We start from the raw sequence: 14,546 nt of genomic DNA, 5'->3' as shown, positions 1-14,546 counted from the left end.
CTATCTGGAGAAATGTTAACATTTTTTTAGAGGATCAATCTAGGAGCCCAGCACCTTTGGATAACAACATTTACATATTTCCTAAATTGTCGAAAGGATTTCATTTAATGTGGTACTTGGCCGCATAACATCGGAAACCTTTTCATAATCAGGTTTGTAGTAACCACCAATATCCTGCGGACTTCCTTGGGCCGCCAATAACTCGTTTTTAATCTTCAGCTCGTTCTCCTCCATTTCCTTTGCAATGGTCGTAAAGATAGCCTTTAATTCCAGGTCCCTATTTTGATCGGCCAACGCCCGAGCCCAGTACATGGCAAGCTTAAAATGGCTTCCTCGCGTATCACGTTCATTTACCTTCCTGGAAGGTGCCTTATTATTTTCGAGGAATACTTCGGTAGCCGTGTCCAAAGCGTCTCCAAGTATGCGGGCCTTTTCGTTATTGTTCTTTTCTCCAAAAAAATCTAGGGAAACGCCAAGGGCAAGAAATTCTCCCAGAGAATCCCAACGCAGATGGCCCTCTTCTAAAAATTGTTCAACATGTTTGGGTGCAGAACCTCCGGCACCGGTCTCAAAAAGACCTCCTCCATTCATTAGAGGTACTATGGACAACATCTTGGCACTGGTTCCTACTTCCAATATTGGGAAAAGATCGGTAAGGTAGTCCCGTAATACATTTCCAGAGACCGAAATAGTATCTTCGCCTTCCTTTAAACGTTGTAAGGTAAATTTTGTGGCCTCAATGGGGGATAGGATTCTTATATCCAACCCTGTTGTATCATGAAGTGGAAGGTATTCATTGACTTTCTTGATTAATTCGACATCGTGGGCCCGATCTTTGTCCAACCAAAATACAGTTGGGTTTTGGGTGGCCTTGGCACGTGACACGGCTAATTTCACCCAATCTTGTATAGGAGCGTCTTTTACCTGGCACATACGCCAAATATCACCCTGTTCAACGGTATGTTGAAGCAATGTTTCATTTGAATTTAGGTCGATTACCTTTACAATACCATCGGATGGAATTTCAAAAGTTTTGTCATGAGACCCATATTCTTCGGCCTTTTGGGCCATTAGCCCAACATTTGGAACAGTGCCCATGGTTTTGGGGTCAAAAGCACCATTTTCTTTGCAAAACGCTATAGTAGCCTCATAAATTCCGGCATAACTACTATCCGGTATTACAGCCTTCGTATCTTTTGATTTGCCCTCTGAGTCCCACATTTGGCCGGAATTACGAATCATTGCGGGCATTGAGGCATCAATAATGATATCGCTAGGTACATGAAGATTGGTAATTCCCTTATCGGAATTTACCATGGCCAAATCCGGCCCCTCGGCAATGGTTTTTTCAATATCGGATTCAATTTCTGCCCTTTGATCTTGAGGAAGGTCTTTTAATTTGTTGAGGAGATTTTCCAATCCATCGTTGGCACTCACGCCAAGGGTTTCAAATGTATCTCCATGTTTTTCAAAGACTTCCGCAAAGAAAACCTTCATCGCATGTCCGAAGATAATGGGGTCCGAGACCTTCATCATTGTGGCTTTCATGTGAAGGGAAAACAATACCCCCTTCTCCTTGGCATCCCTTACCTGTTCTTCTAAAAATGTAACCAAGGCTTTTTTTCGCATTACCGTGGCGTCGATAATTTCCTTTTCCAGGAGTGAAATTTTATCTTTTAGCACAATGGATGAACCGTCGTTTTTCAGCAATTCTATCTTCACATCCGTAGCGTGGACCAAGGTCAAGGATTTTTCATTGGATTTGAAGTCCCCTTGGTTCATTGTAGCTACATGGGTATTGGAATCCGGGTTCCAAGCTCCCATGGGATGAGGATTCTTCTTGGCATAATTCTTAACGGCTCTTGGAGCCCTGCGATCCGAATTTCCTTCACGTAATACTGGATTTACCGCACTACCCTTAATTCCATCATAGCGGGATTTAATTTCTTTTTCCCTTTCGTTTTTGGGCTCGTCAGGGTAATCCGGTAGGGAATATCCCTTACCTTGAAGCTCTTCAATGGCCTCCTTTAGTTGTGGAATAGACGCACTAATGTTGGGTAATTTAATAATATTGGCTTCTGGATTTTTGGCCCAATTTCCGAGTTCTTGAAGATTATCGGGTAGTTGTAAATCCGGACTTAAAAAATCCGGAAACTTCGCAATAATCCGTCCTGCTAAGGAAATATCCTTGGTTTCAATGGTTATTCCGGATGTTTTAACATACGCTTTTACTATGGGAAGAAAGGATTGGGTGGCCAAGGCCGGAGCCTCATCAGTTTGGGTATATAAAATTTTTGGCATTTAAACTCTCGTTTTGTATTAAGCGGAGCAAATATACAATTTTAAACATGCCTAGCGGGCAGCAAAATTTGATTTATCCATGGGCAATTGAAACATAGGTCGAGAGATATACATGGGGTAGGGCAGGATTTATAACAAAGAACAAAAGCCATATCATTGTACGGATACATTGACATGGCTTTCTAGAAACAGTTCGTAAACCTTGTGCTTTGTATTTACAACAAAACCGCAGCCATTGACTGCATTTACATCACTGCTCAAACGTTTGAAACATCTTTTGTTCTTAATTATCAAACCAAGCAACTACTCCATGTTTCTTTTTGTTATTTTAATGGACTTATCTTAAATACAGAGCCGAGACTTTGCATTTAACGTAAAGAACATCCACATAAATCTGCCAAGAGCGACAGCCCTCGGCTATTATGCTCGCCTAATTAAAAAACTGGAAGCAATTCACATTGCAACTCAAAATTCCAATACAGCTAAACAACAATATAAAGAACGTAAACTTTATAGTGAATTAAACTCATATTTCTCCAAATATTTCCTTTAACTCACACTTAAATATACCACAATTATCCGTAATTGCAAAAATTCGTAAGAAATTAAAAATCAACATGATATGAACTATTATTATTAACAATTGTTCATAAACAAAAAACCCTTTCCACTCATACATGGAAAGGGCTCTATTTTATAATTTTTCAAAAGTTCTATGACCGAATTTCCTTTATCCTTGCTTTTTTACCGGTAAGGCCTCTGAAATAAAAGATTCGTGCTCGGCGTACCTTGCCTTTTTTGTTTATTTCAATCTTTTGTAGGGCGGGCATGTGAATTGGGAATATTCGCTCTACACCGACTGTACCGGACATTTTGCGAATGGTAAAGGTCTCGGTTGTCCCAGAACCTCTTCGCTGTATTACAACTCCCCTAAAAAACTGGGTACGTGTCTTTTCACCTTCCTTTATTTCATAGTATACCGTAATGGTATCTCCTGCGGAAAACTCCGGAAATTCATTTTTAGGAACAAATTCGTTTTCAACAAATTTTAGTAGTGACTCCATGGTCTCTTATCTTTATTGTATTTTTTAAATCAACATTCACGATTTTCGTCAGAGGTTAATTTAACAGTGTGCAAAAATAGTTTATAAATTAGAAACTACAAGCTATTCCTTATAAATTTTAATGGGGGCGCACAACCTAATGCTATACTATTCCAAGAGGTCCGGTCTAAGATTTTCCGTTCTCTTTAAGGCCTCTTCTTCCCGCCAACGCTCAATTTTTGGGAAGTTACCACTCAAGAGAACTTCAGGGACCTTCATCCCTTTGTACTCGGACGGTCTGGTATACACCGGTGGAGCGAGAAGATTGTCCTGGAAGGTATCCGTCAAGGCCGAAGTTTCGTTGTTGAGTACACCGGGAATCAATCTGATGATGGTATCGCATAGAACAGCGGCTGCCAACTCACCACCGGATAATACATAATCCCCTATGGAAATCTCCTTGGTGATCATGGTGTCCCTTACCCTTTGATCAACTCCCTTATAGTGACCACATAGCAAGATAACATTCTTTAGTAGGGATAGTCCGTTGGCCATTTTTTGATTCAATGTTTTACCATCGGGCGTCATATAGATTACCTCATCATATTCGCGATCCGACTTAAGGGCAGAGATACATCGGTCAATTGGTTCTATCATTAGTACCATTCCCGCACCTCCACCAAATTGGTAGTCATCCACTTGGTTGTAACTATGGTCCGTGTAGTCCCTTAGATTATGAAAATGCACCTCTACCAGTCCTTTCTCTATGGCCCTTTTTAAGATGGAGGCCTCAAAAGGACTACGAAGTAGTTCTGGTAGAACGGTAATGATATCGATACGCATTGGGAATTAATTTTATGGATCTATTCCGGAGTCCAAAAGTAATGAAACCAACGCGAATCCTTTTTCCAGCCCAATCGTTCGTATAACTTTTGAGCGGGATTGTCCGTTTCCGTTTCCAAAGCCAGCCCTTTATAACCCAATTTCAAACAGTGCTCTTTTGCCGTCTGCAAAAGGGCCTCGCCAATTCCCATCTTTCTAAAAGACTTGTCTACATACAAATCGTTGAGAATAAAAAAGGGCTGTAGGGAGGCAGAAGAAAATGTAGTATATAATTGAGTGAAGCCAACAGGTTTTTCCTGATACAAGGCAAGAAATAGTACCGATTCGTTACGATCAAACCTTTCTTCTAGGAACTTCCGGGCAGCGGTCAAGTTGGACTGCTTACCATAAAACAACCGATACCCATCGAATAAAGGAACGATTAGGGGCATATGGGTCTTATCGGCTTTAACTATAGACAGCATTAATTATTCGAATAAGCCGAGGCACAGGCATTGCAAATACCAAAGTAGCGCCTTATTTGGATTTTTTGTATTTGTTGATTTCGTCCTGTAATTGCCTGCTAATCCTCTGTTCGCGCTCCAAGGCCCTTCTTCTGTGATCTTCGTACTCCGTCTCCAATTCAGAAAGATTTTGTTTGGCCTCTTGGGTCAGAATATTACTTTTCCGGAATCTATAGATAAACAACAACAGCAAAAGCAAAAGCCCGAGTATAACCGTCCATAAGATAAAATTATAGGTTCCCTTGGAAACTTGGATGCCCAAAAATGACATACTGTCCTTTTCTCCTGTAACGGTGGTAAGGCTGTTGGTAGTCTCATCCAATTTTTTGTTCAAGGATGCTATGGTCGTCTCGTGTCCAGAGATGGTGGCTCTAAGTTCATTGGCCCTTTTATTATAGGATTCCAAGGTGTCCAGAACATTTTTACGGAGCTTATCCAAAGAGATAACACGCACAACTTCATACCGTTTGCCATCAGCACGGTAATTTCCTGATTTTTTATATACAAATTCGAATTGATTGTCTATCGGACCTTTGTCCAAGGACAATTCCGGTTGAGTGCCTTGATCCTGTGCAAATTGTAGGTGAAATGCAAATAAGACCATAATGGTAAACAGTATCTTAAAACTTCTCATGTTTAAGTAATTCTTAAGTAATGTTAAATTAATGATTTAGAGTGGGACTAAAGTAACCCAATATTATTAATTAAGAAAAAAATTTGATGATTAGGTAGGGTATGTACAGAATTTCCCCAGCGTAATCAAGATGTTTACACTGCTAGTGTAATCCTGATCAGTAATAGGTATACCTTTTTACCTTGGCTATATACTTGGCAAGCCGTATAATCTGGTGTGTATAACCATACGCATTGTCATACCAGATATACAATACGATGTTTTTCCCATTTCCTGAAACTATGGTCGCACTGCTGTCGTAAATAGCAGGGGCCGAAGTTTCTGCCATATCCGAGCACACCATTTGTTTATTGAGGGAATATTTAATTTGTTCAACCAAATCGCCTTCTAGTGCATACTTCTTTACTATGGTATTTATGCCGTCCAAAGAAGTCCTGTTTTTTACCTCCAGATTTAAAATGGCCAACGAACCATTTGGGGCCGGTACCTGTATGACATTAGAGGTAAGTTTACCTTTTAAGGAGGGTAGAACCTTTGCCGCAGCTAACTCTTCACTCGTTTCTGTAATGACCATGTGCGGCGCCCCGATTCCTCTACGATTATATTTTTCTGATGTATTGCCCATATCATTGGTACAGGTATGGATGAATTCCAAATGCCCTTTTTTAATACCTAATGAGTCCTCCAAAACCTTAAGAATAGGCGTAATGGCGTTTGCGGTGCTGGAAGTTGCGGAATACATGTTGGTATTATTCGGGTTATAATCGTGGTGATTCACCCCGTATACGATGTTTGGTACTTCCTTGCCCGGGGCAGCGAGTAAAACCCTATTCACTCCTTTGGATTTCAAGTGTCTGCTGAGTTCACGTTGGCAGCGGAACGAAGCCGTATTGTCTATGACCAAAGCATTGGAGATCCCATATTTCGTATAGTCTATATCTTCCGGTTTTTCGGCTTGGATAAAATATACCGGTGTCCCATTTACTATCAGTAGATTATTTTCCAGATCAATGTCTACCGTACCCATAAACCTTCCATATACGGAATCCATACATAGCAGATCGGCATTTTTCGCCAAAGCCTTGGCATTTAGCTCTTCGCCTACAACAATAGCTTTCAATTGCAACTGGTCGCCTTTTCCGGTCCTTGCCATAAGCTCTCGTACCAGTAATCTTCCAATTCCTCCAAAACCATAGAGAACAACATTTTTAGGCTGCTGGCGCTTGCTTTTCCCTGCTCCCTTCAATTTGTCTATAACGAAGGACTTTACGTCCTGGAAGTTGTTTTCGTCCGAATGGTACTCATACGTAAGCTTTCCTATATCCAACTTGGACGGGGGCAACTTTAAATCGTTTATGGCCCTTAGGATTTCCAGGGAATCAAAAATCGAAATTGGTTTTTGTACAAATTCACCGGCATATTCATGCAAGTGAATGATGTCACTTACGTTTTTATCGATAGTTTGATTTTGGAACAAAACCACTTCAATGGCCTTATCATACCACAAATCACTTATTATCTTAATGAATTCGGTGGTGGCCTTTCTTCTATCAGCTTGAAAAGCCAATTCTTTTTCGTAAGATTTCGTATGTTCCATTGGGGGGAGTTTTGAACATATAAGACGTATGTACCCTGCAAAAATACTGATTTTCAAGGTAGTAATGCGCAAAAATGCAATAAAAAAACGCCCCTTTAAAGGGGCGTTTTTTTAATCGAAGCTATTTTATTGAAAGATGAGGCGTTCCCTTTCCCCATCCTCGTTTAGCATGGTAATGCTTGTTTTACCATATCTGCTAATGCCGCCAAATAGGGTTCGAGCTTCCTGTATATCATTAATTTCCTCACCATCTACGGCAAGTAATATCTTGCCGTACAATCCATATCCACGGTAGGTTTCAGGGACCCCGACAATTTTTACGCCTTTTTTAGTCCTAAACCGTTTTTTATCTTGATCGGTAAGATTCTTTACCTCAAATCCCATAATGGGAACTATCAAGGTTTGTCTTTCCTTGAGTAAGACCTCAACTTGTAGGGTTTTCCCATCACGATCAACGATTACCTCTACTTTGTCCCCAGGTCTTTTGGTAGAAACATATCCGGTTAAATCGGGTAATTTATGTACTTGAATGTTATCGATTTGCTTTACGATATCCCCGCGTTGCAGGCCTGCTTCATCAGCACCCATTCCTTTTTCAATGCCATCAATATAAACCCCATCGATATTTTTTATGCCTTTCTCAGTGGCGTAAGGTGTATTTAGACGGATTGGAGTAATCCCCAACAGACCTTTTTGAACATTACCATATTCCATGATATCCTCAACTACTTTTTTGGCAATATTACTGGGAACTGCAAAGGAATATCCTACATAGGAACCTGTCTGTGAGGTTATTGCTGTATTTATACCAATGAGGTCTCCATTGGTATTTACCAATGCCCCACCACTATTCCCGGGGTTTACCGCAGCATCCGTTTGAATAAAGGATTGGTCGGCTTTTCCCAAAGCCCTAGCCTTTGCACTTACAATTCCGGCGGTAACGGTGGAAGTAAGGTTAAAAGGGTTGCCTACGGCCAAAACCCATTCACCGATTTTAGTGTCATTGGAGTCCCCAAAGGCCAAATAAGGTAGGGAGCGGTCTGCATCTATTTTTAGCAAGGCAATGTCAGAATTGGGGTCGGCACCAATAAGTTCCGCATCGTATGTTGTGTTGTTATTCAATGTTATCTGTAATTGACTTGCATTTTTAATTACATGATTATTGGTAACGATATAGCCATCTGGAGTAATAATAACTCCGGACCCGGAACCTACTTGTGCTTTTTGGCTCCCTCCTGATCCGTAGAAAAAGTCGAACAGGCTACTGGGCTCCCTGCTCAAGGTCAGGTTTTTTACGTGCACCACGGCGTTTACCGTATTTTCCGCTGCAATGGTGAAATCCACTTCGTTGATACCGGAGCCTTTGGCAGATGTTGGGGTATAGCTTGTGCTAGTCGCAAAAATTGGTGTTTCATTATTTTCTGAAACCACTGCGTAGCTGGTCTTTTCAAAAAAGAGTTTATAAGCACCTAGGGTAATTACCCCTGCAAAAATGGCAACCAATAAAGAACTTCCTATTTTTTTCATGCGTAATTTTTCTTAAAATTTTAAAATACGGCATAAAATTAACAGAATTCCAAATGTATTGGTATTCGTTTAACGACTTTTTAACTCCCAAAATTAGCTTAAATAAAGTCATATCTTTGTACTGCAAATAGTGATATGAAACTTACTTTTTACAAATATCAGGGAACTGGGAACGATTTTGTGATGATTGATAATCGCCAGAAAACTTTCCCTAAAAAGGATTCCAATTTGGTTTCTTCCTTATGTGATAGAAGATTTGGGATTGGCGCTGACGGACTTATTTTACTGGAAGGAGATCAAGATTCCGGTTTTGGAATGGTGTACTACAATGCCGATGGAAACGAGGGCAGTCTATGTGGTAACGGTGGAAGGTGTTTTGTAGCCTTTGCGAAACATTTGGGGCTGATTGATGATGAAATGCGTTTTACTGCGGCAGATGGCATTCACACAGCGAGTATCGAGGGGAATGTTGTAAGCCTGAAGATGCAGGATGTGTCGGACATAAGGCAGAAGCCAAATGCCATTTTCCTAGATACGGGATCGCCCCACCACGTACAATGGGTTCAAGGTCTGTCCGATTTTCAGGTATACAAGGAAGGGGCAAGGTTGCGCTATAGTATTTATGGAAAGCCTGGAAGTAATATCAATTTTGTGGAACCCACGGAGAACAGCTCATTTGCGGTAAGGACTTATGAAAGGGGTGTTGAGGATGAGACACTATCCTGTGGTACCGGGGTTACCGCTGTAGCTCTGGCTTTGCACAGCACAGGAAGATTACAGCACAATAAGGCAAGCATACAGACTCAAGGAGGAGAACTTAAGGTGACCTTTGACGTAAATGACGGGAAGTACACCAATGTTTATCTCATCGGTCCTGCCAAAAGGGTCTTTAAAGGGGAAATTGAATGTTGAACCTTAAGGGAAAACAAATCTATTTGCGGGCTCTGGAACCAGAGGATTTGGAATTTTTATACCAATTGGAAAATAATCCAGAGGTTTGGGAAATCAGTGGAACCACAACCCCATATTCCAAATTTGTTTTAAAGCAGTATTTGGAAAACGCCCATCGTGATATTTATGATGTAAGGCAATTGCGTTTATGTATATGCAATACAGAAGATAGGGTTATAGGGTTAGTGGATTTGTTTGATTTTGATCCTAAAAATAGAAGAGCGGGCATTGGAATTATTCTGGTAGAGGGGGAGCGGGACAAAGGTATAGGTGCCGAAACATTGGGGCTTTTATGCGATTATGCATTTTCGGTACTGGATGTAAGACAATTGTATGCCAATGTAACCCCCAAGAATGAAAAGAGTTTGTATCTTTTTGAGAAAATGGGGTTTGAAAAGGTAGGAGTGAAGAAAGACTGGATTTTTTTTAATGGGCGATACACGGATGAAGTTTTACTTCAAAAGATAAATACATAATGTACATCAAAAGGATTTTATTGGCTATCGTATTGATTGGCCTCGTAGTAGGAGGGATATTCGCCTACAAAGTATATAACGCTATTTTCTCCCCAAACACCTCTTTTGTTAATGATGAAGCCTTTGTTTACATAGAATCGGATGCGTCCTTTGCGGAAGTACGGGAAACTTTAGATCCCTTATTGAAAGATTTGGTGTCTTTTGAACAGATTGCTAAAAGAAAGGGGTATGCCGCCAATGTTAAAGGAGGAAAATATGCCATTAAAAAGGGAATGAACAACAATGAAATCATTAACTCCCTGCGTAGTGCCAATATGCCTGTAAAGGTTTCCTTTAACAATCAAGAAACTTTGGAAGATTTGGCAGGTAGGGTAGCCTCCCAAATCGAAGCGGACAGTGTTTCATTGGCGCGTGCTTTTAGAGATAACGAATTTTTAAAGTCCAATCAATTCAATGAAGACTCCAGCCTAAGCATGTATATCCCCAATAGCTATGAGTTCTTTTGGAATACTTCAGCAGTGGAATTTCGTGAACGGATGTTAAAGGAATACAATCGCTTTTGGAATGAAGGACGTTTGGAAAGGGCCCAGGAATTGGGGCTTACGCCAAAGGAAGTGGTAACCTTGGCCTCCATTGTGCACAAGGAGTCCGCTAAAATCGATGAAAGGCCCAAGGTAGCGGGATTATACTTGAACAGACTGCGCAAAAATATGCGCTTGCAAGCTGACCCCACGGTAATCTTTGCCATGAAGAAGCACGCCGGAGACTTTGATATGGTGATTAAACGCGTATTGTATAAGGATTTGGAACTGGATTCCCCATATAATACCTACAAATATGCAGGTTTACCTCCAGGACCCATAACCATGCCGGATATCTCCGCTATTAACGCGGTCTTAAATCCGGAAAAACACCAGTATTACTACTTTGTGGCCAACGTGGAGAATTTTGGCTACCATAAATTTGCCGAGACTCTGGCACAACACAACCGAAATAAGGTGCAATATATCCGATGGATCAACGCGCAAAAAATTCGGAGATAGGCGGCTAATCCAATTTTTAAGACATGTTAACTAAAATTGGATATTTTTAACAAAGTCTTGGAAAACAACCACGAAATGGGATTTATCTTTGTCCCGTGAAATTTAAGCAAGCCTTTTTGGCTGTAAGTCTTAAGAAAATCATGGTATGAAAAGAGGTATAATCTTTTTTTGTCCCCTGATCTTACTTTTTATTTTAACGAGTTTTGGAAGTAAAACCTCAACGGTGAAAGTTCCGGAAACCCTTAAAGTAAATGAACCTACTAAAGTTTTGTTCCCCAAAAACAAAACTGCAATTACTGCGGCTATGGTCGCACCTCCCTTTCTGGGAAGCTCCTATATTGGCTTTAAGGAGGCCTTGGCCTTCAAGGAGTCGCAAGGGGATTACTTTACGACCAATACCCTAGGATATTTGGGAAAATATCAGTTTGGTATTGGAACACTTCAACTTATGGGAGTGTACAGTGCCACACGTTTTCTAAACGACCCCATTCTACAGGAAAAAGTGTTCTACACCAATATGTCCAGGAACAAATGGATTCTTAGAAGGGATATAAAGCGGTTTGTAGGGAAGCGAATTGGAGGGGTGGAGGTCACCGAATCCGGAATGTTGGCGGCAGCACATTTGGCAGGACCCGGGAATGTAAAAAAGTACCTTAGGTCTTACGGACAAGTTGACGTAGCAGATGAATACGGAACGAATATTGCCCACTATATTAGAAAATTCTCGGGCTACGATGTTTCCTATGTTGCTTCAAAACGTAACCCAAAAATCTAACAGTATTAGTTATATATGAAAATGGGTAGGTCCGGTCGGAAACGATCGGACTTATTTTTTAGCCCTGTATGATAAATATGGTGGGTCTTTTGTGAAGTTCCACAATGTTGTTTTTCCAATCTCTAATGGACTGTGTAAGGATAAACTCGGTAGGAAGTGTAATATCCGTAGCAATACAAAGAAGTGTTTTTATGGAAAGGGACCTTAAAAGCTCGGCGAACAGTTTATCGTTTCTGTAAGGGGTCTCAATAAATAGTTGGGACTGCTGTTTCTCTATGGAGAGGCGCTCTAACCGTTTTATCTCTTTCTTCCGTTCGGGAGCATCTATGGGCAAGTAACCGTTAAAGGCAAAATTCTGACCATTGAGACCACTGGCCATCATGGCCAACACTATGGAAGATGGCCCTACCAAAGGGATAACCCGGATATTCTTTTCATGGGCTATTCGGACCACCTCCGCGCCAGGATCTGCTATTCCAGGACATCCAGCCTCTGAGAGGACCCCTACATCAAAACCATCAAGACAAGGCAAAAGAAAACTGGGAATCTCTTGGGGTTCCGTGTACTTGTTCAAAACCTGTATCCTTAAATTGGACTGATGTTTTCTAGGACTTATTTTCTTAATAAAACGTCTAGCGGATTTTTCGTTCTCCACCACGTAATGATTGATGTCCTCTATCGCTCGTTTTATGGAAATGGGCAATACCTCAAGAGGCGCAATATCCCCAAGGGTGGATGGAATTAAATACAATTTACCTGCGGCCTTGGCCATTTGCAATTAAAGGTTGGTTTTATAGTTTTCTCGCTATTTCGGAACAGGCCTTGTTAATAAGGTGGAACACTTTTTCAAAACCATCACCAGGGCCATAATAGGGATCCGGAACTTCCCGAATTTCAGATTCTCCTGCTTCCAAAAGCATTTTTACCTTTTGGGCCTGCTCCTCATTTCTTGCTAATGCTATTACGTTTCTGTAATTACTATGATCCATGGTGTAAATGATGTCGAAATCATCAAAATCCTTAGCTGAGAATTGTCTGCATCGTTGATGGGAAATGTCAATTCCATATTTTCTGCTCACCGCGATACTTCGTTCATCCGGCCGGTTGCCTATATGATAACTGCCTGTGCCCGCAGAGTCTACAACAACTTTTTCGGGATCTACTTTGCTTTGTAAAATACCTTCGGCCAATGGCGACCTACAAATATTTCCCAGGCAGACCATTAATATCCTCGTGGCCATAAACGGTCAGGAAAGCTTTTTGGTTAGATCATCTATATATTTACGGAACTGTTTGTCCGTTTCCGCAAGGTTGTCCACGGTCTTGCAGGCATGTAATACCGTAGCATGATCACGTTTCCCAATTTGGGAACCGATACTGGCCAAAGAGGCCTTGGTGAATTTTTTGGCGAAGAACATGGCTAATTGTCTTGCTTGGACAATATGTCTTTTCCGAGTTTTGGATTGTAACGTGGCAACGTCCATCTCAAAATAGTCGGATACCACTTTTTGGATGTAGTCAATGGACACTTCCCTTTTGGTGTTCTTTACGAATTTTTCAACTACCTGTTGGGCAAGTTCCAAGGTCACCTCCTTTTTGTTGAAGGAAGACTGGGCAATCAATGATATGATGGCCCCTTCCAGTTCCCGGATGTTGGTCTTTATATGCTTGGCCACATAGTCCACGATATCGTCCGGCATTTCTACTCCATCCCGGTACAATTTATTCTTAAGGATGGAAATTCTTGTCTCGTAATCGGGATTCTGCAATTCCGCGGAAAGTCCCCACTTAAAACGGGACAACAGGCGCTGTTCAATATCCTGCATATCTACAGGGGCCTTGTCCGAAGTAAGGACAACCTGCTTTCCATTTTGATGCAGATGATTGAATATATGGAAGAATACATCCTGCGTACCCGATTTTCCGGATAGGAATTGTACGTCATCAATGATCAAAACATCGATCAGCTGATAAAAATGGATAAAGTCGTTTCGTGTATTCTTTTTTACCGACTCAATATATTGTTGCGTAAATTTTTCAGCTGAAATATAGAGTACGGTGCGTTCCGGATATTTGTCCTTAATTTCCACCCCAATAGCATGTGCTAAATGAGTCTTTCCCAAGCCTACGCCACCGAATACCAAAAGTGGGTTAAAGGAAGTGCCTCCTGGTTTGTTGGCCACGGCCATACCGGCCGAACGAGCCAAACGATTGGAGTCCCCTTCCAAAAAATTATCAAAATTATAGTTGGGATTAAGTTGCGATTCTATTTTTATATTTCGGATTCCGGGAATAACAAAGGGATTTCGTAATTCCGGATTTTTGGATTTAATAGGAACATCCATTTCCTGTGCACCTACATGACTTCTATTGGAGCTGGGTATCTTTTCCGTAAAAGGCTCCCGGTTGCCATAGGTGTTTTCCATACGTATGATGTAGACCAATTTGGCCGTTTCTCCCAATTCTTTGGTAAGGGCAACCTTTAGGAGCTTTACGTAGTGCTCCTCCAACCATTCGTAGAAAAACTTACTGGGGACCTGAATGCTCAGCGCATTATCCGCTAATTTGACCGGCTTTATCGGCTCGAACCAAGTTTTGAATGCCTGCGGTTGGATATTATCTTCGATAAAGGCCAAACAGTTGTTCCATACGGAATTAGCAGTAACACTCATTTCTAAGTTTATCTTATTTTGTTGGTTAGTGACTTCGCTAGTTGGTCGAAAATTGGTCGGAGCGAACCATACTTTCTGAGTGGGACAAATATGTGAACAATAATCCTAAAAAAAAAATCAATCCCCCTTGAATTTACTCTTTTTTTTTTGCATGTTCCGAGCTATTTATGCAAAGCATTTA

14 protein-coding genes are annotated in these 14,546 nt (G+C 41.1%); 4 read left to right on the top strand and 10 right to left on the bottom strand.

All coding sequences use genetic code 11. The annotated features are described in order from the left end of the window. Positions 1 to 81 precede the first annotated feature (81 nt). From ACP2AF_RS17460 to ACP2AF_RS17430, 7 genes are all read right to left on the bottom strand, one after another. Entirely contained in the window at positions 82 to 2,301 is a 2,220-nt protein-coding gene (locus ACP2AF_RS17460; protein WP_425237427.1) for an NADP-dependent isocitrate dehydrogenase, read from the bottom strand. A 713-nt stretch (positions 2,302 to 3,014) separates the two neighbouring features. Continuing rightward, positions 3,015 to 3,365 carry a 50S ribosomal protein L19 gene (gene rplS / locus ACP2AF_RS17455; protein WP_425237426.1) on the bottom strand — a complete coding sequence of 117 codons (351 nt, stop codon included), beginning with the start codon at positions 3,363 to 3,365 and terminating at the stop codon, positions 3,015 to 3,017. A 147-nt stretch (positions 3,366 to 3,512) separates the two neighbouring features. Next, entirely contained in the window at positions 3,513 to 4,187 is a 675-nt protein-coding gene (gene trmD / locus ACP2AF_RS17450; RefSeq protein ID WP_425237425.1) for a tRNA (guanosine(37)-N1)-methyltransferase TrmD, read from the bottom strand. 20 nt (positions 4,188 to 4,207) lie between these two features. Continuing rightward, complete coding sequence (locus ACP2AF_RS17445) at positions 4,208 to 4,651, bottom strand: GNAT family N-acetyltransferase (protein ID WP_425237424.1); 444 nt, start codon at positions 4,649 to 4,651, stop codon at positions 4,208 to 4,210. A 52-nt stretch (positions 4,652 to 4,703) separates the two neighbouring features. Then, on the bottom strand, positions 4,704 to 5,324 hold the full coding sequence (locus tag ACP2AF_RS17440; protein ID WP_425237423.1) for a tRNA (guanine-N1)-methyltransferase: 621 nt from the start codon (positions 5,322 to 5,324) through the stop codon (positions 4,704 to 4,706). A gap of 157 nt (positions 5,325 to 5,481) precedes the next feature. Next, entirely contained in the window at positions 5,482 to 6,921 is a 1,440-nt protein-coding gene (locus ACP2AF_RS17435) for a glyceraldehyde-3-phosphate dehydrogenase (protein ID WP_425237422.1), read from the bottom strand. 126 nt (positions 6,922 to 7,047) lie between these two features. Further along, on the bottom strand, positions 7,048 to 8,448 hold the full coding sequence (locus tag ACP2AF_RS17430) for a S1C family serine protease (RefSeq protein WP_425237421.1): 1,401 nt from the start codon (positions 8,446 to 8,448) through the stop codon (positions 7,048 to 7,050). 135 nt (positions 8,449 to 8,583) lie between these two features. On the opposite strand from ACP2AF_RS17430, the gene dapF reads away from it, so the two are divergent. The 4 genes from dapF (at position 8,584) to ACP2AF_RS17410 (ending at position 11,693) form a co-directional block, all read left to right on the top strand. After that, positions 8,584 to 9,360, top strand: a complete 777-nt coding sequence (dapF, locus tag ACP2AF_RS17425; RefSeq protein WP_425237420.1) for a diaminopimelate epimerase — start codon at positions 8,584 to 8,586, stop codon at positions 9,358 to 9,360. Beyond that, on the top strand, positions 9,354 to 9,875 hold the full coding sequence (locus ACP2AF_RS17420; protein ID WP_425237419.1) for a GNAT family N-acetyltransferase: 522 nt from the start codon (positions 9,354 to 9,356) through the stop codon (positions 9,873 to 9,875). Before dapF ends, ACP2AF_RS17420 begins: the two co-directional genes overlap by 7 nt. Continuing rightward, positions 9,875 to 10,918 carry an endolytic transglycosylase MltG gene (mltG, locus tag ACP2AF_RS17415; RefSeq protein WP_425237418.1) on the top strand — a complete coding sequence of 348 codons (1,044 nt, stop codon included), beginning with the start codon at positions 9,875 to 9,877 and terminating at the stop codon, positions 10,916 to 10,918. The genes ACP2AF_RS17420 and mltG overlap by 1 nt, the downstream gene beginning before the upstream one ends. Before the next feature lie 145 nt (positions 10,919 to 11,063). Beyond that, a complete protein-coding gene (locus ACP2AF_RS17410; protein WP_425237417.1) occupies positions 11,064 to 11,693 on the top strand; it encodes a hypothetical protein in 630 nt (209 codons plus the stop codon). Positions 11,694 to 11,751: 58 nt separating this feature from the next. Here the strand turns inward: ACP2AF_RS17410 and ACP2AF_RS17405 are convergent, their stop codons facing one another. From ACP2AF_RS17405 to dnaA, 3 genes are read right to left on the bottom strand one after another with little or no spacing between them, the layout of a single operon-like run. Then, positions 11,752 to 12,465 (bottom strand): SAM-dependent methyltransferase, encoded by a 714-nt coding sequence (locus ACP2AF_RS17405; protein ID WP_425237416.1) that lies wholly within the window; start codon positions 12,463 to 12,465, stop codon positions 11,752 to 11,754. Between the two features lie 19 nt (positions 12,466 to 12,484). Further along, positions 12,485 to 12,934: a low molecular weight protein-tyrosine-phosphatase gene (locus tag ACP2AF_RS17400; RefSeq protein WP_425237415.1), complete on the bottom strand. Its 450-nt coding sequence runs from the start codon at positions 12,932 to 12,934 to the stop codon at positions 12,485 to 12,487. 6 nt (positions 12,935 to 12,940) lie between these two features. Next, positions 12,941 to 14,365 carry a chromosomal replication initiator protein DnaA gene (gene dnaA, locus ACP2AF_RS17395; RefSeq protein WP_120711687.1) on the bottom strand — a complete coding sequence of 475 codons (1,425 nt, stop codon included), beginning with the start codon at positions 14,363 to 14,365 and terminating at the stop codon, positions 12,941 to 12,943. Between the last annotated feature and the right edge of the window lie 181 nt (positions 14,366 to 14,546).

Source organism: Ulvibacterium sp. (genome assembly GCF_965248315.1).
Classification (GTDB): Bacteria; Bacteroidota; Bacteroidia; order Flavobacteriales; family Flavobacteriaceae; genus Ulvibacterium.
The sequence above is the reverse complement of the archived record's forward strand: the minus strand, read 5'-3'. Positions and strand labels throughout refer to the sequence as shown.

Bases quoted from the DNA above. Each gene is read 5' to 3' on its own strand.
- ACP2AF_RS17460 (WP_425237427.1), bottom strand. From the start codon at position 2,301: ATGCCAAAAATTTTATATACCCAAACTGATGAGGCTCCGGCCTTGGCC.
- rplS (WP_425237426.1), bottom strand. From the start codon at position 3,365: ATGGAGTCACTACTAAAATTTGTTGAAAACGAATTTGTTCCTAAAAAT.
- trmD (WP_425237425.1), bottom strand. From the start codon at position 4,187: ATGCGTATCGATATCATTACCGTTCTACCAGAACTACTTCGTAGTCCT.
- ACP2AF_RS17445 (WP_425237424.1), bottom strand. From the start codon at position 4,651: ATGCTGTCTATAGTTAAAGCCGATAAGACCCATATGCCCCTAATCGTT.
- ACP2AF_RS17440 (WP_425237423.1), bottom strand. From the start codon at position 5,324: ATGAGAAGTTTTAAGATACTGTTTACCATTATGGTCTTATTTGCATTT.
- ACP2AF_RS17435 (WP_425237422.1), bottom strand. From the start codon at position 6,921: ATGGAACATACGAAATCTTACGAAAAAGAATTGGCTTTTCAAGCTGAT.
- ACP2AF_RS17430 (WP_425237421.1), bottom strand. From the start codon at position 8,448: ATGAAAAAAATAGGAAGTTCTTTATTGGTTGCCATTTTTGCAGGGGTA.
- dapF (WP_425237420.1), top strand. From the start codon at position 8,584: ATGAAACTTACTTTTTACAAATATCAGGGAACTGGGAACGATTTTGTG.
- ACP2AF_RS17420 (WP_425237419.1), top strand. From the start codon at position 9,354: ATGTTGAACCTTAAGGGAAAACAAATCTATTTGCGGGCTCTGGAACCA.
- mltG (WP_425237418.1), top strand. From the start codon at position 9,875: ATGTACATCAAAAGGATTTTATTGGCTATCGTATTGATTGGCCTCGTA.
- ACP2AF_RS17410 (WP_425237417.1), top strand. From the start codon at position 11,064: ATGAAAAGAGGTATAATCTTTTTTTGTCCCCTGATCTTACTTTTTATT.
- ACP2AF_RS17405 (WP_425237416.1), bottom strand. From the start codon at position 12,465: ATGGCCAAGGCCGCAGGTAAATTGTATTTAATTCCATCCACCCTTGGG.
- ACP2AF_RS17400 (WP_425237415.1), bottom strand. From the start codon at position 12,934: ATGGCCACGAGGATATTAATGGTCTGCCTGGGAAATATTTGTAGGTCG.
- dnaA (WP_120711687.1), bottom strand. From the start codon at position 14,365: ATGAGTGTTACTGCTAATTCCGTATGGAACAACTGTTTGGCCTTTATC.